This is a genomic window from Streptomyces sp. NPDC036815 (assembly GCF_055609205.1).
The window spans coordinates 131,083-154,676 of the sequence record NZ_JBVJPW010000018.1; the positions used below are offsets into that span (position 1 = coordinate 131,083).

Sequence of the window (23,594 nt, forward strand, 5' to 3'; positions counted from 1 at the left end):
CCGTGCCCCACGGGCCTACCGTTCCCGCTGCCGGGCGCGGTAGGCCCGCAGGTTCGCCGTGTTGCCGCACGTCCTGACGTCGTGCCAGACGCCGCTGTTGTTGCGGGACCGGTCGTAGAAGGCGACGCGGCAGAGCGGATTGCGGCAGGATTTCAGCCGCCGTGCGGTGTCCGCCCGCTGCCCCTCGTACAGCTCCGCGAGGATCACCGCGACCAGGTGGTGCCGACCGCCACCGCGGGGTTCCAGGCGCACGACTCCGTCCTCGCCGAGTCGCAGCGCGGCCGCGGCGGAGAGCCCCGGGATCGGCGCGGACTCCCCGGTCCCGTCACCCCGCGCCGCGGCCTCCCGCAGACCGTCGCGGCAAGCACGCAGCTCGCGCAGCCCTTCGGCGTCCAGGGTCACTCGGGGCGCGGACCGGCCGGTGGCGTCGGCCCACGCGGCCGCCGCGGCGTCCGCCCAGACCTGCGCGTCGGCCACGTCGGCGAGCAGGTCACGGTGCTCGGGCCCGGCGGCGACGGTGTTGAGCAGGTCCTGGACGAGTCCGAGGCCGCCGGGCGCGGCCTCCAGGCGGTAGCGCTCGGTCGCCGACCAGGTCATCGCGGATCACTCTCTCCAGGATTCGTACGAGGGCGTTTCACTCTGTCACGTCCTCACACCAGGTCGCTCAGCCGTGCGGCGTCGTAGGGCACGGCCTCGTCGAGGCGGCCGGTGAGGGCCTTCGCGGGCCATTCGGGGTCGGCGATGAGCGCGCGGGCGACGGCGACGAGGTCGAACTCCTCGCGCTCCAGGCGGTCGAGGAGCGGTCCGATGCCGGTGACCCCTGAGCGCTGGGTCCGCCCCGGCGCGCCCGCGAACTGCTGGTCGAGGCCGACGGAGCCGACCGTGATCGACGGCTTGCCGGTGAGCTTCTTCGTCCAGCCCGCGAGGTTCAGGTCGCTGCCGTCGAACTCCGGGAGCCAGTAGCGGCGCGTCGAGGCGTGGAAGGCGTCCGCTCCCGCCTCGGCCAGCGGGGCGAGCAGCGCCCCCAGGTCCTGGGGGCGCTCGGCGATCCGCGCGTCGTAGTGGTCGGTCTTCCACTGCGAGAGCCGGAACAGGACCGGGAATCCGGGCGAGACCGCGCCCCGCACGGCGGCCACGATCTCGGCGGCAAACCGGGCGCGGGACGCCGGGTCGCCACCGTAGGCGTCGGTGCGGGTGTTGGTGCCGCGCCACAGGAAGTTGTCGATCAAATAGCCGTGGGCGCCGTGCAGTTCGACGCCGTCGAAGCCGAGGCGTTCGGCGGCGGCCGCGGCCTCGGCGAAGGCCTGCACGACCGCGTCGATGTCGTCGAGGGTCATGGCCCTGCCGTGTTCGTGCCCGTCGAGGTCGAGGCCGGAGGGGCCTTCCGCGGGGACGCCGGGCCACGGTCCGGCGTCGGTCCGCAGCACGCCCGTGTGCCAGAGCTGGGGCATGATCCGCCCGCCCGCCTCGTGCACCCGCTCCGCCACCCGCGCCCAGCCGGCCAGCGCCCGCTCGCCGTGGAAGTGCGGCACCCTGTCGTACGCGGCGGCCGCGTCCCGTCGTACGTAGGTGCCCTCCGTGACGATCAGGCCCGCGCCCCCGGCCGCGCGCCGCGCGTAGTACGCGGCGACGTCCTCACCGGGCACGCCGTCCGGCGAGAAGCGCCGGGTCACCGCCGCCATCGCGATGCGGTTGCGCAGCGTCAGGTCGCCGAGGGCGAAGGGCCGCCCCAACAGGTGTGCGGCGCGCGACGCCTGGTCCCGCCGGGTGTCGCTCCGGGTGCCCGCCGTGGCGGGTAGCGCCGTCTCCACAGTCATCTCCACAGCCTCCATCACAGGTTCCTCTGCTTCTCGAGCACGAGGACTATGAAAGAAGCGTAACCCTTTTACCTCTGTCGGCTTCGGTGAGCTGGATCACCCGGCATCCAGCTCGCGCACGAGATCGATGGCCCGGCCCAGGATGTCGAGGCGCGCGCCGAGCGTGTCGCCCGCCGGGTAGAACCGCACCGTGTCCACGCCGGCCGCGCGCCAGACCCTCAGCCGCTCGCGCACCATCTCCTCGGTGCCGATCAGCGTGGTCGCGAGGACCATCTCGTCGGTGACGAGACCGGCCGCGCCGTCGCGGTCGCCCGCCTGCCAGCGCTCGCGGACCTCGGCGGCCACCTCGGCCCAGCCCTGCCTGCTGTAGGCGCTGTTGTAGAAGTTGGTCGTCGCGGAGCCCATCCCGCCGAGGCTGAAGGCGAGTTCTTTCTTGCGTCCGGCGACCATCGCGCCGAGGGCCTCCTCGTCGTCCGCGAACGCCACTTCGGCGCCCTGACAGATATCCAGGTCGGCGCGGGTGCGCCCGGACGCGGTGAGCCCCTCGTCCAGGTGATCGAAGTACGCCTCCTTGGCACCCTCCGGCACGAAACTGGTGCCGAGCCAGCCGTCCGCGACCTCCCCCGTCAGCCGGAGCATCTTCGGGGAGAGGGTGGCGAGATAGACCGGCAGGTCGTGCTCGGCGCGCAGCGACAGGCGCATCGGCCGGGCCTCACCGCCCGGCAGCGGAACGGTGAACTCCCGCCCTTCGTAAGCGATCTTCTCGCCCGACACCGCCTGCCGGACGATCTCCACGGTCTCCCCCATCCGGGAGAGCGGGCGCGCGAACGGCACACCGTGCAGCCCCTCGATCACCTGCGGCCCCGATGGGCCGAGACCCAGCAGGAAGCGCCCCTCCGAGATCTGCGAGAGCGTGAGGGCGGCCCGGGCGATGGCGACGGGGCTGCGGGTGGCGAGCTGGATGATGCCGGAGCCGAGCAGCATCCGCTCGGTGCGGGCCGCCAGGTAGCCGAGCGGGGACGGCGCCTCGGAGCCCCACGCCTCCGCCACCCAGCAGATGTCCATACCGAGCTTCTCGGCCTCGGTGACGAAGTCGACCGTCTCCCGCCAGTTCGCCCCGGACGCCTCGACCGTCGTCGACGTACGCATCACGCACGCACCCCTTCCACGGACTCCGTACCCTCGGCCAGCGCCTTGATCGCGCCGACCGTGGCGGTCATGCCCTGCTCGAACTCCCTCAGCCGCACGAACACGATCTTCTGCTCCTTGTCCGGCATCCGCTCGATCGCGAGGGAGAGCCCCGAGCGCCCCGGGCCCAGCCGCACCCACTGCGTCAGGAGCGTGCCGCCGTCCTGCCGCGCCGCGAGCCCGAACCGCCAGAGGGCGCTGGGCCGTTCCGGATCGCCCACCGCCCAGGAGAACTCGCGCGGCGCCCGACACGCCACGATGCGCGACGTGGTCTCCCACTCCCCCAGTGACGCGTGCCGGCTGCGCCCGGTGAACCGCGCGCCGGGCGCGGGGCCCGTCGCGCCGTCCAGCCAGGCGACCGACTGCAACTCGCCGCTCAGCGCGGGCATCAGGCCGATGTCCGAGACCAGTTCCCACACCCGTTCCGGCGAAGCGGCGATCCGCTCGCCCACCTCGACCGTCGGTCCGTCCGCGTAACGCGCGCCTGTCCACTCCACTGTCGATCACCCTCCATGTCGTGCTCGCCTGAGCTCGGGGCTACCGGCTACCGGCTCCCTGGCCTTGAGAGTTGCGTAGATAGACTCACTCGTCAAGAGTCGGCCCCGGGCGGAGTGCGCACCGGGGTCGCGGTGTCGTCAGCGGTTGAACCGCGCCTGGACGTCCGGGCGTTCGGCGAGGCGGGGCGGGTAGCCGGGGCCCATGCGCGGGGTCGTGTTCGCGGCCGTCATCGGCTCCTTGCAGTCGGCGCACACGACCTCGGCCTGGCTGTCGTGGCCGCAGCGGTCGTGGTGGAAGACGACCGGCGCGCCCTCCTCGCCGCTGAGCCAGCGATCGCCCCAGCTGTTCATGGCGGCGAGCACGCCGAAGAAGTCACGGCCCTTCTCGGTGAGGACGTAGTCGTGGCGCACCGGGTCCTGCTGGTAGGCCCGCTTCTCCAGGAGCCCCTCGTCGACGAGGCGGCGAAGCCGGTCGGTGAGGGTGTTCCTGGCGATGCCGAGCTCGCGCTGGAAGGCGTCGAACCGCTTGATGCCGTAGAACGCCTCGCGCAGCACGAGCGGCGTCCACCAGTCGCCGAGCAGGTCCATCGTGCGGGCGATGGAGCACGGCCAGTTCGCGAAGGAAGTACGCCTCATGATGTCAGCATACGAACTCGCCGTGCCCGCGTGCGCGAGTCTCACGATGAGACCCAGCAGGAAGAGGTGGTGGCAGCGGGACCCGTCGCTTTCCGGGCGGCACGGAATCGCCTTCCCTGTGCTCGCCTTCCCTGGGGCTCGTCTTCTCCGTGCTCGTCACCCCGGGGCGCGCCCGCGACGGGGTCTGCCCGCCGTCAGGCCGGACGCGAACCGGATGTCCTGCACGACCCGGTCCGCGCGCGTACGCCGTCCCAGCCATCGCGCGTAGTTCGGCTTCTCCACGGCGCGCCCGCGCAGCACCCTCCCGCTGCTCGCTGTGATCGTCAGCCCGCTGTAGCCGGCCTCGACGGACCGGATCTCCTGGAGCGGAATCGAATCGACGAGACCCAAATTGCGAACGATCAGCCGGTCCTCGGTCACCACGACGGACGTCCCGAAGGAATACAGGAAACCGGCGATCGCACCACCGAGGAAGATCGGGCAGGCGAGCATGTATTCGGCCGCGGGCGCCCCTGTGAACCACGGCCAGATGGCGCTTCCGCTGAGGAAGAGAAACCCCAAGGACAAGCAGGAGGCGACGACTCTGACCGGCATGGCCACGCGCCATTTCCTGCACAGCCCGACTTCGGCAGACATGATCAACACCATCCCGGTGCGTTTATCGTCGTTCCGCATCCGGCCTGCCCAAGGCCGGTGTTCACACCGTATGTGGCCCCCTGGTACCAGCGGTCCACGCGCAGGGCGTGCTGTGGGACGCCGGCTGCATGACGTCCGGCGGGGAGAAAGCGGCCGACGCCGTTCATTTTACCGAAGTGCGTCAGTGCCTTGCCGCCCGCTGCACCGAGCCCCATGCCGATCAGATATCCGCGGGTATTTCCCTTGCCCCGATCCCAGGCATAGCTGAGGTCGTGCGTGTAATAGTCCGCTCCGAACTTGGCCGCAACGACGACCCCTCCGGCCACCGCACAGGCTCCGAGGGTGCCCGCGACGCACACCAGGAAGCCTGCGCCTTCGGCGTACCCTCGCCAATGGTCACGCACATGGCTGACCACCTTGCCACCGCTCTTGTTCCACGCCTCGCCGAACTGCCCCTTCTTGATGTTGCCCCAGAGGCTGTCCTTGCGACGCCGTTCAGCGTCCTGCCGTTTTTGTGCCTCCCGCGCGGCGGCATCCGCCTTGGCCTTGGCTCTGGCCTTGTCGATTCCGTCGTAGAACTTGTTGCTGACGCCCCGCGACGCGTTGGCGATGCGCACCTGCTGCTTCTGGTACGGCTTGAGGCGGCCGTACCACCTCGTGTAACGCTTGACCGCCCTGACCACCGTCTTGACCATCGTCTTGATCGCCTTCTTGAGCCTCTTGACGAAGCTGCCGAAGAACTTGCCGTCGGGGTCGGCATGGATGACCGGGTTGTTGTTCCCATAAGTGTAGCCGTGCATCTGTTGCGGGTCGGCCGTGTCCATGACCGGGTCGACCGAGATGAAGCGGCCGAGCGAAGGGTCGTACTCGCGGGCGCCGAGGTGCGTGAGGCCCGTGGTGTCCGTGGTGCCGCCCACGAAGCCCCTGTTTCCGGGCCAGTTGACCGACTGCGCGGTGCGCTGTCCACCGAAGATGTGCGTCTTGCGGCGGGTGACGGCCTGGCCCACGCCGAGGAGAACGGCCGTGGTGGCCGTGCCCAGGTGGTCGGAGAGCAGGACGCTGACCTGACCGCCGGTCTTGACCGCGACCGTCTCGTCGCCCGCGGTGTAGTAGCGGGCGCTGCTCTTGGTGCCGTCCTTGTTGAGGGTGAGTTCGTTGCCGCCCGGCAGGTAGAGGGTTGTGGCGTCGGGCGTCTTGGACAGGATTCGGTCGCCGTCCGCGCTGTAGAGGTACTCCGTGGTCCTGCCCGCCTCGACCGCTTTTGCCAGGTGGCCCTCGGCGTCCCAGGACAGGTCCTGCTCACGGCCTCCCGCGTCCCGGCTCGTGGTGTTTCCCGCCGCGTCGTAGGCGTAGCTGTCCGTGGAGCTCTTGCCCGCCACGGTACTGGTGACAGAGGTCAGCGCGCGGCTTGCCGCCCCCTTCTCTCCGTAGGAGTAGGTGCGCTTGACGTCGTGGGTGGCCAGCGGGTCACCGTCGATCCTGTGCTGGGTCTCCGTCCTGCGGTTGCCGATGGCGTCGTACGTGAAGGTGTGCCAGTACGCTTCCGGTCCGCCCACCTTCGGAGACGTGCCGCCTTCGTTGCCGTCGGCGTCGGGCTTGGCCGCGCAACTGTCGGTCGCCGTCCAGGCGTTGGTGACGCGACGCAGGGCGTCGGTCGTGAAGCACTGGGTGTCCACGGAGCGCTGCTCGTCCTGGCCGGACGCGGTGACGAGCCTGTTGATGTTGCCCGCCACGTCGAAGCCGTAGCGGACGTCGTCGATGCGGGCGGGTCCGGTCTCGCGGTCCGTGGTGGTGCGGATCAGGTTGCCCGTGTGCTCGTCGTATTCTTTCGTGTCCCACACATGACGCCCCTTGGGGCCGTACTCGGTGCGCAGCGGGCGGCCGAAGGGGTCGTAGGTGATGTTGTTGACGAGGACGGGCGCGGTGGGTCCCGTCATGACGAGCTGGTCGTAGGGGAGGCTGCTGCCGTAGCGGTTGGTGACGCGTTCGGCGGCCTGCCCGGGCAGCGCGGGCTGGCGGGTCCAGTCGAGGAGTCCGGTGCGTGCGTTGTAGCCATACGTCCACTGGTAACTGGCCGCGAGGGCGCCTTCCCGCGCGGGGACGCTCACTTTGGTGGCGGTGGGCTGGTAGCGGTCGTCGAGGCCGGTGGTCTCGGTCACGTATTCCTGGCCGCCGGTGTGCCGGGTGGACTTGGCGAGCTGCCCCTTGGCGACCGTGTCCCAGGTCCACGAGGACAGGACCGTCTTCCCCTCCCGCACGGCGGTCTTACGGCCGAGGGCGTCGTAGGTGGTGAACAGCGTGGTGCCGCGGGCGTCGGTCGTGGTGAGCGGGCGGTCCGCGGCGTCGTAGGTCGCGCTGGTGACGCCCTTGTCCGGGTCGTAGGTCTTCGTGGTCCGGTCGCGGTGGTCGTAGGTGTACGTCCACTTGGCGCCGGTCGGATCGGTGACCGTCTTCTGCTTGCCCGAGGGCGTGTAGGTGTACGTCGTCGACTGGGATGCGGTGCGGTCGGCGTCGGTGTACTGGATCAGTTCGGTGGTCCGGTCCTGGGCGTCGGTGACCGTGGTGGTCGCCGTGTCGCCCTTCGGCGGAATGACGGTGGTGCGGTCGCCGCCATACAGGGTGGTGGTGCGGGTGACCTCGTCGCCGTACTTCTCGCTGATCTGCGCGGTCGGGCGCCCTGCGCCGTCGAAGGTCGTGCGGGTCGCGTCGGGAGCCTTGGTGTCGTCGCCGGTCACCAGCTGGCCGGAGGGATCACCGGTGGCGTAGTAGGCGTCGTAGGTCTTCCACTCCAGGCCGCGGGAGTCGTACTTCTTCTCGCCGATGACGCGGCCGACCCCGTTGGCGGAGGGCGCCTGGGTCTCGCGCTCGCGCAGCAGGCCGTCGTGGAAGGCGTACTCGGTGCGGTAGTCGCCGCCGTGTCGCAGTGTCCTGGTGGTGACCACGGTCGGCTTCGTCCTGGATACCGTGTACGTGAACTGCTTGCTCGGCGTATCCGCGTGGTCGGCCTTCGTCCAGCCCGGCTCCCACACCTTCGTCACCCGCCCCATGCCGTCGTAGGTGGAGTCGGTGCGCTTGCCGTTGGCGTCCGCCTTTGCGGTGGGCAGCCCCCGGCCGGGGTCGGACTCGGTGATTTCGGTGTGGCCGAGGGCATTGGTGACGGCGGTCCTGGTCGGCGCGTGGCCAGTGGCGGGGGTGTACTCGGTGGTGGTCTTCGCGCCGGCGGCGTCGGTGGACACCGTGGTCCTGCCGTGCCGGTCGGTCTTGTTCCGCTCCACGGTGAGGAACCCGGTGCCGGCCGCGTTCTGTTCGTCAGCCCGGGTGACGTCGCCTCTGGTGGGGGCGGCTCCCAGGGTCGTGGAGTTGTCGAAGTAGGTGCGCTTCTCGGAGACCAGGTCCTTCGGCAGGTTCGGCGCGGTGCCGCAGGCCTTGGCAACCGTCTTCACGGAGGCCGCGAACTCGACCATGTTCTTGTCGGTGTTGCGGGCGTACGTCGTGGTGGTGCAGGTTTCGTCGCCGGACTTGGCGGTGTCGCCGTGGTCGGACTCGGTGGCGAGCCGGCCGTGAGCGTCGAAGGTGCGCTCGACCTTGGTGCGGCGCCAGCCGTCCCCCACTGCCGTGCGGTCCGTCTCTGTCCCACCGTCGTCGGCCATGAACGACTGGAGCGCCGGAAGGCCCTCGCGTTTGCGGGTCGCCGTGGCCGCCGACTTCCAGGGGACCGAGGCGGACGCCTCGACGACCTTGCCGCCCTCGAAGGTGGCCTCGTCGCGGGTCATCCCCGCGAACACGGGATGGTCGGTGGCCTCGACGCCTTCGGAGTCCTTGACCCCGGCGCCGTCGAGGCCCCGGAAATAGCGGGTCTCGGTACGCAGCTTCGGTCCGTCGGCGCCCGTTCCCGTCTCCGTCCTGACCTGTCCGTATCCGCGGTAGTCGGCGTGGGTGCGGTACTTGGCCTCGGTGAACTCGTCCTGCGACTTCGCCCAGGCGGCGCCGCCGAGGTAGGTGTAGTCGGTCTGCTTGGCGGGCGCGCCGCCGACGTTGTCCTCTTCGCGGACCTGGGTGACCACATAGGTGTGGAACCAGTCCTTGAGTGGCTTGTAGTCGGCTCCCGGCGAGTCCGGTGAGGTCCAGTAGACGGGGTAGCAACGCTTGGTGTTGGTCTGCTCGGCGGGCAGGCTCTTGGCCGAGCATTCGGGGGCGGAGTAGGTGACGCCGATGGTGCCGCCGGACTCGGTGTCGATGGCGTGGACGCGATAGCGGATGAGCGGCGGGATGCCGTCGCCGGTCTTGTCGACGCGGTTGGACAGCTGGGTGCCGCGGAAGGTGACGGCGGGCAGCGTCTCGTCGACGCCGCCGGTGTAGCCGGTGCGCTGCACGCTCTTGAGCCACAGGGCGGGTGATGAGCCGTCACCGGTGGAGGGGAAGGAGTGCGTCAGCTTCCAGGAGTCGACCTTCTGGTAACCGGAACCGGCCCGGATTTCGGTGGTGATGCCACGGATGCGTTTGCGGGACCAGAAGGAGGGGCTGTAGCGGTCTTTGCACGCCTCCTTGGCCTTGCAGTACTGGTCGAAGGGGACGTCGGGCCAGTGCTTGGCGTTGGCCGCCGTGAACTTGCCCGCCGTGCAGTCGAACGAAGAGGTATCGAGGCAGCGTTCGGCGGCGGTGAAGGTGACTTTCGCGGCGGGGGTGCCGGTGTACAGGTCGTCGCTGCGCAGCCCGTACTCGATCTTCTTCAGGTAGCCGCCGCGAGTGTAGGGCGTGGCCGTCGACGTGCCGTCGGCCAGGCTGACGTTGCGCCCGTAGCGGTTCTGTTCCTTGCCCCAGTAGTAGGCCATCGCATCGCCGTGCGGGGTGACGACGTAGTCGAGGTTCCAGCGCCAGCCCTGCTGACACCACGAGTCGGCGAAGGCGTCCTTGTGGCACGGTTCGCCCTCGTGGTTGCCGTGAACGGGCACGGTCCAGGTGGAATTCGTGGTGGTCTTGCCCGCATTCCAGCCGGGCAGCTTGTGGTAACCGAAGAAGTACTGGACGCCCGCGGTGTCGGTGACCTTCCAGTACTCCCCGTCGTTGTCGCCGTTCCCCCGCGCCGCGTCCTTGACGAGCTCGACCTTGCTGCCGTCGTCGTGCTGCGGCTTCCAGGTACCGGTGGCGTCGTCGCGGACGAGCTCGTTGGTGGAACCCCCCAGGGACAGCACGGCGTTGGCGCCGCCCCAGCAAAGGTCCCCGTTCTTGGCCTTGTTGTTGCCGTCCTTCATGTCCGCGTTGCAGGACTTGTAGCGGCGCTCGATGAAGCCGGGCTCCAGGCTCCAGCCGTCACCGACGTTGTTCGCCTGGTTGTTGGTGGCTGCGGTACGGCCGTCGACCGAGGAGGAGGAGTAGCCGAGGGAGAGCTCGGGGCCCAGGTCACCCGGCACTTCCGGGGTGTTCAGGTCGTATGACCAGGAGAAGCCGCCGGATGAATCACCGGCCTCCCACGATCCGGACGAGGACAGGGGCGTGGCCCGGAAGTCCCCGCCACCCCCGCTCGCGCCGGCCGGGGCGGCCTGCACGGCGAACAAGGAACGGGCCCGGCGGACGGGCGCTTGAGCGCCGGACTTCACTGCTGCCGACGCCTTCGCGCTGGGTTTGCGAACGTCGCGGGCCTCGGCCGCCTCCCCCAGGTCGACCCGCGCTCTGAGCATCTGCTTGTCCGCGTCGTTACGGGCCGACTCGACCGGAACGGCCGCGCAGTCACCGTGGCGGGAGCCGGTCAGCGCGCACTCCGGGACCTTCGCCAGCGTCAGCCGCAATGCCCAGTCGGCTCCCAGGGCGTTGCGGAACGACGAGTAGTCGACACCGAGTTCGGCGTCACCGCCGCCGGACTCGACGGACAGCAGAACTCCGGAGACTCCCGCCTTTTCGGTGCTCTTGCGATCGAGGACCTCGACGGAGACTTCACCGGGGACGGAATTCTTGACCGGAGCGATATCCACAGGCAGCGAGCCTGCTGTCAGCTGCTTCCTCGCGTCCTTCGCGCCGGAAGCCGGGATCTCAGCCTTGGCCGAGCCGGGGGCGGGCCAAGCGGCGTCGGGCACGCTCCGCCAGGTCTTCTTGCCTGCTTCGTCTTTCGAGGTGGCCTCGCCCCCCTCAACCGGCGTGACGGGTACCGGCTTTGTACTCTGCAGTTCACGCAGGGACAGTCTGGTCATCGCCAACGTCTCGGCGGTCAGCAGTCCGCTCAGCAGGGCCGTGGCCGTCAATGTGGTGACCACACGTCGGGTGCGGCGCCTTCTTCGGTCCGAACGCCCGGGCCTGGGCCCGGAGTTTATTCGAGAAGGCACTCGCATTTTGTTCAGACTCCCGCATCAAAGACCGATGGACGCCGGAGAACCTAGCACGCCCTTTACCCATTCATGACACGGACATCAACGCACTCCATTGCCATGACCTTCGACGTGAGAGTTGCCGACCGAAGCCTCTTGACCTGGACTGCCTTCCTCAAGTAGCCGACCCCGTTAATGACTTTCTCCGATACCGGAAACACAACCCCTTTTGACGCATGCTTTACTTGCCCGGGTTCCCGAGGATTGAATGAAGAGGAAGACGCATGCCTTGTCGTCCGCACTCCAGATGGCGAATTGGGCTTGCGGCCCTGGTTGTTGGCGCTCTGTCAGCAGGGCTCGGGGTGACGTCCGTTCCCACCGCCGTGGCCGACCCGCAGCCGCAAGGCGGTGAGCGATCGGCCACGGAACCGAACGAGGAGGCCACCGCGTCACGACAGGCCGCGCGCAGCGGGGACCGGGTCGAAGTCGTATCCCGGCGCACCGAATACGCCACGGTCCACGCCAACCCCGACGGCACCTTCACGCAGGACACCTCGACCGTGCCTGTCCGGACGAAGGTGGACGGCAAGCTCGTCGACGTCGACGAGACCCTGGTGCAGCGGTCCGACGGCACGCTTGCTCCGCGGGCCGCCTCGGTGGGCGTGCGGTTCTCCGGGGGCGGAAAGAAGAACCCGCTGGCCATCATCGTGCGGGACGGTCGCTCCATGAGCGTGGGCTGGCCGGGCGAGCTGCCCACGCCACAGGTCGACGGGGCAACTGCCACGTACCCCGACGTACTCCCTGGCGTGGACCTGATGTTGCGGGCTTCGGTGAACGGCTTTCAGCAGGTGCTTGTCGTCAGGAACGCCGACGCGGCCCGCGATCCAGCACTCAAGTCGCTGCGCTTCGCCTTGGCGAGCGACGGTGTCGACGTGCGGACCGACGGGGAAGGGAACCTCACCGCACGCAACCCCGCGGGGAAGGTCGTCTTCACCGCGCCGACCCCGACCATGTGGGACTCCTCCGGCGGCGACACCGCCGACGCGCCTGAGGCCGGCCGGGTCGGCAAGGCTCTCGCCAGGTCCACCGGGAGGACGGCGCCGCGCGCCGACGAGCCCGTTTTCGAGCCTCGCGAAGGCGCGGGCGAGTCCCGGATGCCGATCCGCGTGGACGGCGACGAGATGGTCCTCACCCCCGACCGGGACCTGCTGACGCACCCGGGGACGGTCTACCCGGTCTACATCGATCCATCTGTCTCCAGCCCGCGCCTCGGCTGGACCTCCGTCTCCAAGAAGCACCCGGGCACTTCGTACTGGAACCACTCCTCGCACGTCGCGCGGGTCGGTCACGAGTCGGAGACCGGGGGCACCTGGCGGTCCTTCATCCAGTTCAACCCGCGCTCACTGCACGGCAAGCAGATCACCAAGTCCACGATGCGGATCAAGAACACGCACTCGTGGTCGTGCACGAAGAAGCCGGTCGAGCTGTGGCTGACCGCGGCGATCTCTTCGACGACGACGTGGAACAAGCAGCCCGCATGGCGGGAAAAGTACGCGACCGTCAACGGAGCCAAGGGCTGGTCGAGTTCCTGCCCCGCGGGCAACCTTGAGTTCGACACCGCCAAGGTCACCGCCAAGGCCGCCGCGGGCAAGTGGAACAAGCTGGCGCTCGGCCTGCGCGCCGACGAGTCGAACGTCAACGCGTGGAAGAAGTTCGACGCACGGACCGCGGTGCTCTCCACCACATACAACAGCAAGCCGAACCTGCCCACCGCCGTCGACACCGTGCCCTCGACCGCCGTCGGTGGCCGCTGTGGCGACAACGGCACCCACGTCACGCTCGGCAACACCGACGTCCAGCTGACCGCGAAGGTGTCCGACCCGGACGGCGGCACCCTCACCGCCCGCTTCCACCTGTGGCCCACCGGCAAGCACGACGCGAAACCCGGCCTCATCGTCAACCGCGACATCAAGGTCTCCAACAAGGGCGTCGCCCGCACCACCGTCTCCAAGAGCCTGCTGGGCAAGCACACCGGCGCGGCGAAGGGCAACTTCTCCTGGAAGGTACAGGCACGCGACGGCAAGGCCGCCTCTGACTGGCGCCCCGCTCTCGGCGCCCCCGGCTGCCGCTTCGCGTTCGACCCCGACCGGCCTTCCCGCCCGCCGTCGGCGGTCTCCGCGCAGTTCCCCGACGGGAAGGACGGCAAGCCCGAGAAGACCGCAAACGCCCGTACGGAGGGCTCTTTCACCTTCTTCGCGGGCGGCGTCGGCGACGTGGTGAAGTACGAGTACAGCAGCGACTGGGACCCCACACTCCGCAGCGCCTCCGCGGCCAAGGTGGGCGGCAGCGCCACGGTGAAGCTCACCCCGCCCTCTGCGGGCCCGCACCGCCTGATCGTCCGCTCCCTCGACCGGGCGAACAACCGCTCGGATGCGGCTGTCTACTCCTTCTACGCCGACTCTCCCGGACAGCCCGACGAGCCCGGCGACCTCAACGGCGACGGCAATCCGGACCTCCTCGCCTTGCGCGCGAACGGTCAACTCGCCCTCTACCCGGGGCTCGGGGACGGCCGCCCGGCCACCGCCTCCCCCGCGAGCAGTCGTTCCTTCGACGGCTCCCTCATCACCCATCGCGGCGACTGGAGCGGCGACGGTTATGAGGACCTCATCGCCACCACCGGCGCCAAGGGCTCCCGTCAGTTGCACATGTATCCCAATAACGGCTTCGGATACGCCTGCACCAACCACGGTGAGGCCGCTCAGGACGCCGCCTGCGAGGACCAGCGGCTGGACCTCACCGTCTCAGACGAGGCCGACGACCACTTCAAGAACGCCGACCAGATCCTCGCCGTCGGCGACGTGGACGGGCCGACCGACCTGGACGGCGACGGCGAGATCGGCGAGTGGGACCTGCCTTCCTTCCCCGACCTGCTGGTCAAGGAGGGCAAGCACCTCTGGCTCTACTACGGCCACCCGTACGGCTACTTGGACGAGTACGCCGAACCCGTCCTCATCGGCGAAGACGACTGGGCGGATTACGACCTCGCCGCCCCCGGCGACGTCACCGGGAACGGCCGTGTCGATCTCTTGGCCCGTAAGAAGTCCACTGGCGAACTCTTCCTCGGCCAGGGAACAGGGCCCGACGGCGCAGGATTTGGTGACCACGCGGCGCGGACCCGCTTGGCCACCGGCTGGACCCCGGCCGCCGTCCCGCTACTCACCTCTGGAAGCGACGCGGACAATGACGGCCGACCCGACCTGTGGTCCTCCACCGTCGGCCCAGTCACAGGTCTGAGATTCCACCCCCTGCTCACCCCGAAGGGCCTGGGCGACGCCCGCACAGTCGACACCGGCTCCTGGAGCGACCTGCAGGCGCTGAGCTGACCGCTCGACATGGGGGGGGAGGGGAGCCCGGCCCCTTCCCTCCCCAATACCGGTTCGAAGCCACCCGTTCGTGTTGTTCCGCGTGCTCTCCACGCGGAAAGAGATGGTGCACCGGCCGGTACCCGGTACGACATCAAGGAGGCCCAGCTGTGGCCAGCCAGTTCCAGCGGGACAAGCTCGAGGCGATGTTCGCGGCCTTCGACGCGGATGGCGACGGTTACCTCCAAGAAGGCGATTTCGAGGCGCTCGCGGTCCGCTGGGGACGGTTGCCCGGCGTAGAGCCGGGCACCGAGTTGCGAGCTCGCGTCGAAGAAGTCTGCATGGGCTGGTGGCGCACTCTGCGCGCGGCCGCCGACGCCGACCGCGACGGCAAGGTGGACATGGACGAACTCCTTTCGGTGGTCGACGAGTTGCCGACCATGCGAGAGGAGGTCGCGGCCACGGCCGACGCCCTCTTCGACGCCGTGGACACGGACCGGGACGGCCGCATCTCGCCGGATGAGCACCATCGACTCGTCGAGACGTGGCACGGACAGCCACTCGACACGCGGGCCGTCTTCCCCCTTCTCGACCTCGACCGGGACGGCTACCTCACCCGGTCCGAGTTCGCGACCCTGTGGACCCAGTTCTGGATCAGTGACGACGCCGCAGAACCCGGCAACCTGGTCTGCGGCCGCATCCCCGGCCAGAGCACCGGAAGAGCGCACGGCATCCGTTAGCCGTACGGGCGGAGAGGGACGGCAGCCGGACGATCGCGTCGATGGTGGGGCCGAGACGGTCGCCCCAGCCGAAAGGCCCCCCCGGCGCAGGACGAGGTACCACGCGAGGTCCAGGGCAAGGGCGAGCAGCGTCACGGTCCGCAGGACGTCGTGCCCGGTGCCGGTGAACGCCGGAGCGGCGACGAGCTTGGCGCCCGCGAGCGCCGAGATCGCGAGGTCGAAAGCGGGCGAAGGCCGCCGCGTACAGCGCGAGGCCCAGCCAGGCGACGCAGACGAGCACCAGCGCCGCGCGGGAGAGCGTCCCGTGGCCGAGGAGTCGCAGGCCGACGGAGAGGATGCCGGTCGCCATGACCGCGGAACCGGCCGCGGGCGTCAGCCCCGTCCACCAGGTGGCGAGGCGTGTCGCGCGCGTCATCGGCGTTCCGGGGCCCTGGCTCATGGCCCCAGCATCGGCGCCCCGGCCGGGACACGCCGGCCGGTCGGAGCCGGTCGGCGTGCCGTTCCGGCATGACTGGATCTCCCCTTGCCAAGCCGACGTGTGCCTGTCCGACCTGCGGGTACCCGGCCGCGACGACGAGCTGAAGGAGAAACGTGGCTGCACATCGCAAGAACATCTTCGTGATCGGTCTGGACGAGGCCAACCTGCCCACCCTGGGCAGCATCCCGCGCGCGGCGGAGTACCGCTTCCACCCCCTGCTCACCGTCGAGGAGCTGCAGGGCGGCGAGGTGTCGGTACCGGAGCTCATCGACAAGGCGCAGGGAATCCTCGACTCCTTCGACGGCACCATCGATGCGATCGTCGGCTACTGGGACTTCCCCGTCAGCACCCTCGTGGCGATCCTGGGCGACCGCTACGGCACGCACCACACCAGTCTTGAGTCGATCGTCAAGTGCGAGCACAAGTACTGGAGCAGGCTGGAGCAGCAGAAGGTCATCGACGAGCATCCGCGCTTCGGCCGGGTCGATCTGGACACGGACGACCCGAAGCCGCCCGAGGGCGTGCGGTTCCCCATGTGGCTCAAGCCCGCGCTCTCGTACTCCTCCGAGCTGGCCTACGGCGTCAAGGACGAGGACGAGTTCCGCGAGGCCTGCGCCCGCATCAAGGAGGGGATCAGCCGGGTCGGGCGTCCCTTCGAGCACATACTCCAGCAGGTGGACCTGCCGCCCGAGATGGAGGGCGTCGGCGGCGAGGTCTGTCTCGCCGAGGAGGCCCTCTCGGGCATCCAGGTCGCCGTCGAGGGGTACGTCCACGGGGGCGAGGTCACCGTCTACGGCGTCCTCGACTCGATCAACTACCCCGACTCGTCCTGCTTCCTGCGCCACCAGTACCCCTCCACCCTGCCGGAGCCCGTGCAGCAGCGCCTGCACGACGTGTCGAAGCGGGTGATACGGCAGATCGGCATGGACGCGGCGACCTTCAGCATCGAGTACTTCTACGACCCGGGCACCGACGCCATCAACCTCCTGGAGATCAACCCCCGGCACTCCCAGGCGCACGCGGAGCTCTTCGCCTACGTCGACGGCGTGGCCAACCACCACTGCATGGTCAGCCTCGCCCTCGGCGAGGACCCCGCGCTCCCCTACCGGGAGGGTCCGTACGAGGCGGCAGCCAAGTGGTACTACCGGTGGTTCGCCGACGGCGTCGCGCACCAGGTGCCCGAGCGCGCGGAGATCGACCGGATCGAGCGCGAGATCCCGGGCTCCCGCATCGAGGTCGGCGTCGAGGAGGGCCGCAAACTGTCCGACGCGACCGACCAGGACAGCTACAGCTTCGAGCTGGCCCACATCAGTACCGGCGGCGACAGCGAGGAGGACCTGCGCCGCAAGTACGACCGCTGCGTCGCCGCCCTCGGACTCGCCTTCGACGCCACCGAGCCCGGCGGACGCCACCTCACCAACGACTGACCACGGAACCAGCAGCACGGACCCGCCTGCCCGGCGGGGGAAGCAACCGAGAGGACGGCACGGCCCCATGCGCTACGTGGACAATCTCCCGTACGCGACGAAAGAAGAAGAACACGTCGTCATCCCCATGTCCGACGGCATCCGGCTGTCGGCCCGCATCTGGCGTCCCACGTCCTCGGACGACGCTCCGGTGCCGGCGGTCCTGGAGTACATCCCGTACCGCAAACGCGATCTGAGCTCTCAGCGCGACTCGATGCACCACCCCTACATCGCGGGGCACGGGTACGCGTGCGTGCGGGTGGACCTGCGCGGGACCGGTGAGTCGGAGGGCCTGCTCACGGACGAGTATCTGGAGCAGGAACAGACCGACGCCGAGGAGGTGCTCGCCTGGCTGGCGGAACAGCCCTGGTGCGACGGGGCGACCGGCATGATGGGCATCTCCTGGGGCGCGTTCGCCGCACTGCAGGTCGCGGCCCGTCGGCCGCCGAGCCTGCGCGCCGTGGTCATCTCCTCGTTCACCGACGACCGGTACGCCGACGACATGCACTACATGGGCGGCGCCATGCTGTCGGACAACCTCGCCGAGGCGGGCACCATGTTCGCCTACGCCACCTGTCCCCCGGACCCGGCGGTCGTCGGCGACCGCTGGCGCGATATGTGGCGGGAGCGGCTCGACCACGCCAAACCCTGGGTCCTGGAGTGGCTGCGCCACCAGCGCCGCGACGCGTACTGGCGGCACGCTTCGGTCTGCGAGAACTACCAGGACGTACGCTGCCCCGTCCTCGCCTCCAGCGGCTGGGCGGACGGCTACTCCAACGCCGTGACCCGACTCCTCGGCCATCTCGACGTGCCCCGCAAGGGCCTCATCGGCCCCTGGTCGCACAAGTATCCGCACCTGGGCGAGCCCGGCCCCGCCATCGGCTACCTGCAAGAGGTGGTGCGCTGGTGGGACCACTGGCTCAAGGGCGAGGACAACGGCGTGATGGACGGGCCGATGCTGCAGGCCTGGATGCAGGAGAGCGTGCCGCCTTCGACGTCGTACGAGGAGCGGCCCGGCCGGTGGGTCGCCGAGCCGGAGTGGCCCTCGCCGCGGATCGAGCAGGTCAGCCACCCGCTGCTGCGGCACCGCATCGTGATGCCGAAGAGCGCGGAGGGCCCGGAGGGCGCGGAGGACACGGCGGAGGCCGGGACGCCGGAGGGCGAGGCCATGACCGTGCAGTCCCCGTTGTCCGTCGGCCAGTTCGCCGGCAAGTGGGCGTCCTACAACGCACCACCGGACCTGCCCTACGACCAGCGCGAGGAGGACGGCGGGTCACTGGTCTTCGACTCCCCCGAGCTGCCCGAGACCGTGGAGATCCTCGGCTCCCCGGCCGTGGAGCTCGACCTGTCGGTCAGCGAACCGGTGGCCACGGTCGCCGCACGCCTCTCCGACATCGCCCCCGACGGGAGCGCCACCCGGGTCACCTACGGCGTGCTCAACCTGACCCGCAGGGACGGCACCGGCGAACCCGAGCTCCTCGAACCGGGCCGTCGCTACCGGGCGACCCTCCAGCTGAACGGCGTCGCCCAGGCGTTCCCGCCCGGCCACCGCATCCGGCTCTCCCTGTCCACCTCGTACTGGCCGCTGGCCTGGCCCCCGCCGCGGCCCGCGCTGCTCAGCGTGTACGAGGGGTCCAGCGCCCTGCGCCTGCCGGTGCGCCCGGCCGCGGAGCCGGACGGCGCGTCCCAGCGTCCCTTCGGCGAACCGGAAGGCACCCGGCCGCTCGCCACCACCCAGCTCACGCAGCCGGCCCAGCGCTGGGAGGTCAAGCGGGACCTGATCGGCTACGACTGGGCGCTCGAGATCGTCAAGGACCGGGGCACCGTGCGCTACGAGGAGATCGGCCTCGACGTCGGCTGCCGGGCCTACGAGCGGTACACCGCGACCGGGGACGACTTCACCTCCGTGGGCGGTGAGACGGACTGGACGATGCGGTTCCAGCGTGGCGACTGGGACGTGAGCGTGCGGACCCGCACGGTCCTGAAGTGCGACGAGGACCGCTTCTTCGTCGACGCGACACTCGACGGCTACGAGGGCGAGCGCCGGGTCTTCTCCCGCACGTGGAACGAGACCCTGCCGCGCGACGGACTCTGAACCGCCGCACCCCGGACGGCGGCGCGGCGGCCCGGCTCGCCGCGCCGCCGCTGCGACCCGGCTCATGACACAGGCCTCAGGACGGTCCGGGCACCGGCACGTCGACCAGCGGCGCGGGCAGGGCGCCGGTCTCGCCTGTGCGGGCGAAGGCGACCCACGCGGCGCGCATGGCCCTGCCGAGCCGGTCGGTCTCCTCCCAGGGGGTGTCCCCCAGCATCGGGGACGACCGCCAGGCGTCGCGGGTGCCGAGGAGCAGGGGCAGTTCGAGGCAGTGGGCGGCGCCGAGGGGGGATCCGGCCGGGCGCCAGTCGAGGCGGTACGCGTGCGCCCGGGCTCCGGCGCGGGCCAGCCGCGCGCCGAAGCGGGCGAGAGGCACCTCGTACACCTCGCGGGTCCGCTTCACCGGATCGTCGTCGTCCCGGCAGAACACGATCATGTCGTCGGCGTTCCAGCCGTACAGGACGTCGATGCCCCGTACGTTCTCGTCGGCCGCGTCCCCCGGGCCGGGGAGCGGGGCGAGGCCGTCGACCGGCATGAAGGCGGGCTCCATCGTCCGGCCCGAGGTCCGCAGGTGCGTCAGCGCCGTCTCGTTCTGGGCCGCCAGGATCGCGGGGACATCGGCCGCGTGCGGGTCGCGGCCGAGGGCGTCGGCGAAGATCCTGCCGAGTGCGAGGGACTCCGCGTGGGGGCGTGCGGTGAGGTCGATCGGGGCGCTCTGCAGGATGGCGCGGCGGAAGAGGCCGCGCGCCTCGGGCAGTTGCATCAGGAGGTGCACCGAGATGCCGCCGGCGGATTGGCCCATGACCGTGACGTTCGACGGGTCGCCGCCGTACGCGGCGATGTGCGTCCGCACCCAGCGCAACGCCTCCACCTGGTCGTACAGGCCGAGGTTGCCCTCGCTCACCCCGTCGAGGCAGAGGTAACCGAGCGCGCCCAGACGGTAGTTGACGCCGACCACGACCACGTCGCCCTCGGCGGCGAGAGCGCCTCCATCGTACCAGTCCAGGAGGCCCGCGCCGCTGCTGAATCCGCCGCCGTGCAGCCACACGAGCACCGGTCTCGCCCCCGAGTCCCGCGCGGGGGTGGTGATCGACAGGTTCAGGCAGTCCTCGCCCTGCGGGCGGCCGTCGCGCGGCGATCCCATCACCGCGTCGAGCCGGGAGGGGGGCTGCGGGGCGATCTGCCCGCTGGACGGGCGGGAGTCGCCCTCCGTCACCGGGCGTGGTCGGGCGAAACGTTCCGCCGTGGCGTAACGCATCGGCCCGGTGCGGACCACTTCCGTGGGGAGCGTCGTCGAGTCGGTCATCCTTGCCCACCTTCCGTGGCGCGTACCTCTGCTCGGCGAAGTCTCCGCCACCGAGCGGATCGGCGCCACTGACGCGCACCCCGCCCCTCAGCGCCGGAAGTGGATCCGCACCACCGCGCCTTCCGGGTCGAAGCGCTCGGTGACCAGGTCGCTCAACTGCCGTACGACCCACAGGCCATGCCCGCTCGCGGCTCCCGGCGCGGGCGGGATGTGCCCCGGATAGCCCGTGTCCCGCTGTCCCGGTCCCGCGGGCCTGCCGCTTCCGGCGTCCGCCACCTCGCAGACGATCCAGTCGGTATCGCACCACAGGCGCAGCACGCCCCGGCCGCCGCCGAACCGGACGGCGTTGACCACGGCTTCGTGCACGGCGGCGACCATGTCGCGCGCGCGGTCCTCGGAGACCCGGCAGCGTCGGGCGTACTCGGCGACGGCGAGGCGCACCGCCACCGACTCGCCCCGGGCGAAGGAGACCGAGCGGACCGACGCGGACGGTTCGGCCACCCCCGGTGAGGTGCGCGCCAGTTCGTCGCACTCGGCGTAGAAGTCGGGCGGGACGGTGTACCGGCCGACGGGGGCCGGGCCGTCGGAGGTGACGGTCACTTCGGGGTGGGTGCTCGCGGCGGCCGCGAGCACGTCGCCGGGCAGCGTGCGGGCGTCGTAGGGGCACACGATCCAGTGGCCGGAGTCGGCGAACGCCACGTTGATCAGCGATTCGTAGCGCTTCCATTCCCGGGTCTCGACGTCCGTACGCCCCGTCCAGACCGGCTCGCCGATGACGCGGACGCGGCGCGTGCCGCCCCCGTCGCGTTCGGTGCAGTAGGCGTTGTAGCGGCCGAGGGTGCGGGACGGGAAGTGGTACCAGTCCAGGGCGTCGACGAAGTCGACGTCCCGCGCGGCTTGGCCGAGGGCGTCCCGCAGCAGCGTGATGTTGTCGCGGCCTACTACGGCGAGCACCGCGTCGCCCGCCGTGAGGCCGTCGCGGACGAAGCCCACCGTGCCGGACAGGAACTCCTCGTCCGAGGCGTAGCACAGCGCCTGATGGACGAAGCCGGTGCGCGTCATGTCTCTTCGCGTCCCTTTCCCATGTCCAGGCCGGGCATACGGTCCCAGCCGGTGACGCGCATGACCCTGCGCAGATGCGGGGCGACGCCATGGAGGACCAGGCCGCCGCCCAGCGCGTACAGGCCGACGCCGGTGAAGACGAACAGGCGCAGCGCGCACACGTCGATGAAGGTGAGGTCGCGCATGTCGAGGCGGGTCTGGTGCGGGCCGTCCGTCCGCTCGGTGGCGCGCACGGTCTCGGCGTGCAGCGCGCGGGCCACCGCGGTGACATTGCTGTCGTCGATCTCACCGCACAGGGCGAGGCCCGGTGGCGTGAACGTCCGGGTGATGCGCAGCAGTTCGTCCTGCCATACGTTGTCGGCGACGGCTCGGCCGTGGTGGAGGGCGTCGAGCGCGGCCAGTTCGCGCGGGTCGAAGAGGCGGCGGTCGTACAGGCACAGGCCGAGTGCGGGCAGCGTCGCGAAGGCGGGGTCGAGTAGCCGCTCGGCCTCGCAGAGCGCCTCGGACGGCAGGTCGGTACGGGTCGAGGCCACATCGAGGGCGACCCGCAGCCCGAGGAATCCGTCGGCGGTCGCGGACTCGGCCTCGCGGCAGACGAGTTCGCCGATGGCGCGGGCTCCCCCGCACACGCTCAGCCGCGGCCTCGCCCGCAGCCTGCCCGCGTCGAGCGCGCCCGCCACGTCGCATCCCTCGCGGCGCAGGAATCCGAACAGGGCGGCCGCCGGCTCGTCGGCCGACGTCAGAAGCAGCCCGCGCTGACCGCCCGCGAGTCCGTCCATGAGGAAGGCGCCCAGCACCGCCGCGCGTTCCTCGTCCGTCCCGTAGCCGAGGAGGAGGTGATCCCCTGGCCGCATCTGCCCCACCGCCCGCAGGGCAGGAGCCACGTCCATTCTCACGCACCCCCTCCGCCGACGCCCGCCGCACCGCTACCCGATGCGGCTGGACGATTACACGTTACGCACCCGCGATGCCCTCCGGAACGGCCTCGGTGAGCGGCGTCGGGCCGGGCGGGGAAGAGCATGGCGGTTCAGGTCGGCAAAAACCACTTGCGGCCCTCTTTAGGGTTCAAACATGTCAACGTCACTGCAGCTGCGGGAAGTCACTCCCGACACCTTCGAGTCCGCGATCGGCCTGCGGGTCCGCCCCGACCAGGAGCACCTGGTGGCACCCGTGGTGAAGTCTCTGGCCGAGGCCTACGTGCACCCCGGCGTCGCGTGGCCCCGGCTCATCTGCGACGGCGACGAGATCGTCGGCTTCCTCATGGCCTTCTTCGAGATCGACTGGACCGGGAAGGGCACCGATTTCCGCTCCGGGCTCTGGCGTCTCAACATCGCGGCCGACCGGCAGGGCCGTGGCTACGGACGCTTCGCCGTGGAGTGCGTGGCCGCCGAGATCAGGCGCCGGGGCGGCTCACGCCTGCTGGTCTCCTGGCACCCCGGACCGGACGGTCCGGAAGCCTTCTATCTGGGGCTCGGGTTCCGGCCGACCGGGGAGACCAGTGGGGACCAGACGGTGGGGGTGCTGGAACTGGCCTGAGCGCTCAGGTCAGTTGTCAGGCCAGGTAGTCCGTGCGTCCTTGGTCGTCGAGGTCGAGGGGGCCCTCGGGAATGACGCAGAACTCATTGCCCTCCGGGTCGGCCATCACCAGGAACCCGCCGTCCTCGTACCCTTCCAGTCTGCTTCCGCCGAGGGCCTCGACGCGTCGCTGTTCGGCGGCCGGGTCGGGGGCCTCGACGTCGAAGTGCAGGCGGTTCTTGCCCGACTTGGTCCCGTCGGTCCGCTGGAACCCGATGCCGAGGCCGTTCTCCCGCCGGAGCCACACGTACGGTCCCGTACGGCCGACGACCGGCCTGTCGAGCAGTTCGGACCAGAACGCGGCGAGCCGTTCGGGATCGGCGGCGTCGATGATGAGGGCGTTGATCTGCATGGCTGATCCTCTCAGAGCCTGTCTTTGCACCCCCGTCGTCCGCGCGGAGCGCGGGCGCAGCGGCGTCCGGTGCGTGCGATCGGTG

Annotated in this window: 16 protein-coding genes; 5 read left to right on the plus strand and 11 right to left on the minus strand. The window is 70.2% G+C overall.

Annotated elements, in window-relative coordinates; translation table 11 throughout:
• Positions 1 to 15: 15 nt before the first annotated feature.
• From ACZ69I_RS29645 to ACZ69I_RS29675, 7 genes are all read right to left on the minus strand, one after another.
• Positions 16 to 597, minus strand: coding sequence for a CGNR zinc finger domain-containing protein (locus tag ACZ69I_RS29645; protein WP_470835657.1), 582 nt, complete (start codon positions 595 to 597; stop codon positions 16 to 18).
• Positions 598 to 650: 53 nt separating this feature from the next.
• A complete protein-coding gene (locus ACZ69I_RS29650) occupies positions 651 to 1,817 on the minus strand; it encodes an oxidoreductase (protein ID WP_470835659.1) in 1,167 nt (388 codons plus the stop codon).
• A gap of 96 nt (positions 1,818 to 1,913) precedes the next feature.
• Entirely contained in the window at positions 1,914 to 2,966 is a 1,053-nt protein-coding gene (locus tag ACZ69I_RS29655) for an LLM class flavin-dependent oxidoreductase (RefSeq protein WP_470835660.1), read from the minus strand.
• Positions 2,966 to 3,502: an SRPBCC family protein gene (locus ACZ69I_RS29660; RefSeq protein ID WP_470835661.1), complete on the minus strand. Its 537-nt coding sequence runs from the start codon at positions 3,500 to 3,502 to the stop codon at positions 2,966 to 2,968. Before ACZ69I_RS29660 ends, ACZ69I_RS29655 begins: the two co-directional genes overlap by 1 nt.
• 138 nt (positions 3,503 to 3,640) lie before the next feature.
• Complete coding sequence (locus tag ACZ69I_RS29665) at positions 3,641 to 4,138, minus strand: winged helix-turn-helix transcriptional regulator (RefSeq protein WP_470835662.1); 498 nt, start codon at positions 4,136 to 4,138, stop codon at positions 3,641 to 3,643.
• A gap of 156 nt (positions 4,139 to 4,294) precedes the next feature.
• Positions 4,295 to 4,774, minus strand: a complete 480-nt coding sequence (locus tag ACZ69I_RS29670; RefSeq protein ID WP_470835664.1) for a hypothetical protein — start codon at positions 4,772 to 4,774, stop codon at positions 4,295 to 4,297.
• Positions 4,775 to 4,776: 2 nt separating this feature from the next.
• Positions 4,777 to 11,022 (minus strand): RHS repeat domain-containing protein, encoded by a 6,246-nt coding sequence (locus ACZ69I_RS29675; protein WP_470835665.1) that lies wholly within the window; start codon positions 11,020 to 11,022, stop codon positions 4,777 to 4,779.
• Positions 11,023 to 11,435: 413 nt separating this feature from the next.
• Here ACZ69I_RS29675 and ACZ69I_RS29680 point away from each other — a divergent pair, with 413 nt between their 5' ends.
• The 4 genes from ACZ69I_RS29680 (at position 11,436) to ACZ69I_RS29695 (ending at position 19,214) form a co-directional block, all read left to right on the plus strand.
• Positions 11,436 to 14,456: an FG-GAP-like repeat-containing protein gene (locus tag ACZ69I_RS29680; RefSeq protein ID WP_470835666.1), complete on the plus strand. Its 3,021-nt coding sequence runs from the start codon at positions 11,436 to 11,438 to the stop codon at positions 14,454 to 14,456.
• 149 nt (positions 14,457 to 14,605) lie between these two features.
• Positions 14,606 to 15,175: an EF-hand domain-containing protein gene (locus ACZ69I_RS29685; RefSeq protein WP_470835667.1), complete on the plus strand. Its 570-nt coding sequence runs from the start codon at positions 14,606 to 14,608 to the stop codon at positions 15,173 to 15,175.
• A 591-nt stretch (positions 15,176 to 15,766) separates the two neighbouring features.
• Positions 15,767 to 17,080 carry an ATP-grasp domain-containing protein gene (locus ACZ69I_RS29690; RefSeq protein ID WP_470835669.1) on the plus strand — a complete coding sequence of 438 codons (1,314 nt, stop codon included), beginning with the start codon at positions 15,767 to 15,769 and terminating at the stop codon, positions 17,078 to 17,080.
• Between the two features lie 67 nt (positions 17,081 to 17,147).
• Positions 17,148 to 19,214 carry a CocE/NonD family hydrolase gene (locus ACZ69I_RS29695; protein WP_470835670.1) on the plus strand — a complete coding sequence of 689 codons (2,067 nt, stop codon included), beginning with the start codon at positions 17,148 to 17,150 and terminating at the stop codon, positions 19,212 to 19,214.
• Positions 19,215 to 19,290: 76 nt separating this feature from the next.
• Here ACZ69I_RS29695 and ACZ69I_RS29700 read toward each other — a convergent pair whose 3' ends face one another.
• The 3 genes from ACZ69I_RS29700 to ACZ69I_RS29710 all read right to left on the minus strand — a co-directional run bounded on the left by ACZ69I_RS29700 (position 19,291) and on the right by ACZ69I_RS29710 (position 22,472).
• A complete protein-coding gene (locus tag ACZ69I_RS29700; protein ID WP_470835672.1) occupies positions 19,291 to 20,520 on the minus strand; it encodes a carboxylesterase family protein in 1,230 nt (409 codons plus the stop codon).
• Between the two features lie 87 nt (positions 20,521 to 20,607).
• The gene (locus ACZ69I_RS29705) at positions 20,608 to 21,582 is read right to left on the minus strand and encodes an anti-sigma factor RsbA family regulatory protein (RefSeq protein ID WP_470835673.1); all 975 of its coding nucleotides are present in this window, start codon (positions 21,580 to 21,582) and stop codon (positions 20,608 to 20,610) included.
• Positions 21,579 to 22,472 carry an MEDS domain-containing protein gene (locus tag ACZ69I_RS29710; RefSeq protein ID WP_470835674.1) on the minus strand — a complete coding sequence of 298 codons (894 nt, stop codon included), beginning with the start codon at positions 22,470 to 22,472 and terminating at the stop codon, positions 21,579 to 21,581. Before ACZ69I_RS29710 ends, ACZ69I_RS29705 begins: the two co-directional genes overlap by 4 nt.
• 181 nt (positions 22,473 to 22,653) lie before the next feature.
• Between ACZ69I_RS29710 and ACZ69I_RS29715 the strand changes: the two genes are divergently transcribed.
• Positions 22,654 to 23,118 (plus strand): GNAT family N-acetyltransferase, encoded by a 465-nt coding sequence (locus ACZ69I_RS29715; RefSeq protein WP_470835675.1) that lies wholly within the window; start codon positions 22,654 to 22,656, stop codon positions 23,116 to 23,118.
• 16 nt (positions 23,119 to 23,134) lie between these two features.
• Here ACZ69I_RS29715 and ACZ69I_RS29720 read toward each other — a convergent pair whose 3' ends face one another.
• Positions 23,135 to 23,509, minus strand: coding sequence for a VOC family protein (locus ACZ69I_RS29720; RefSeq protein ID WP_470835676.1), 375 nt, complete (start codon positions 23,507 to 23,509; stop codon positions 23,135 to 23,137).
• Between the last annotated feature and the right edge of the window lie 85 nt (positions 23,510 to 23,594).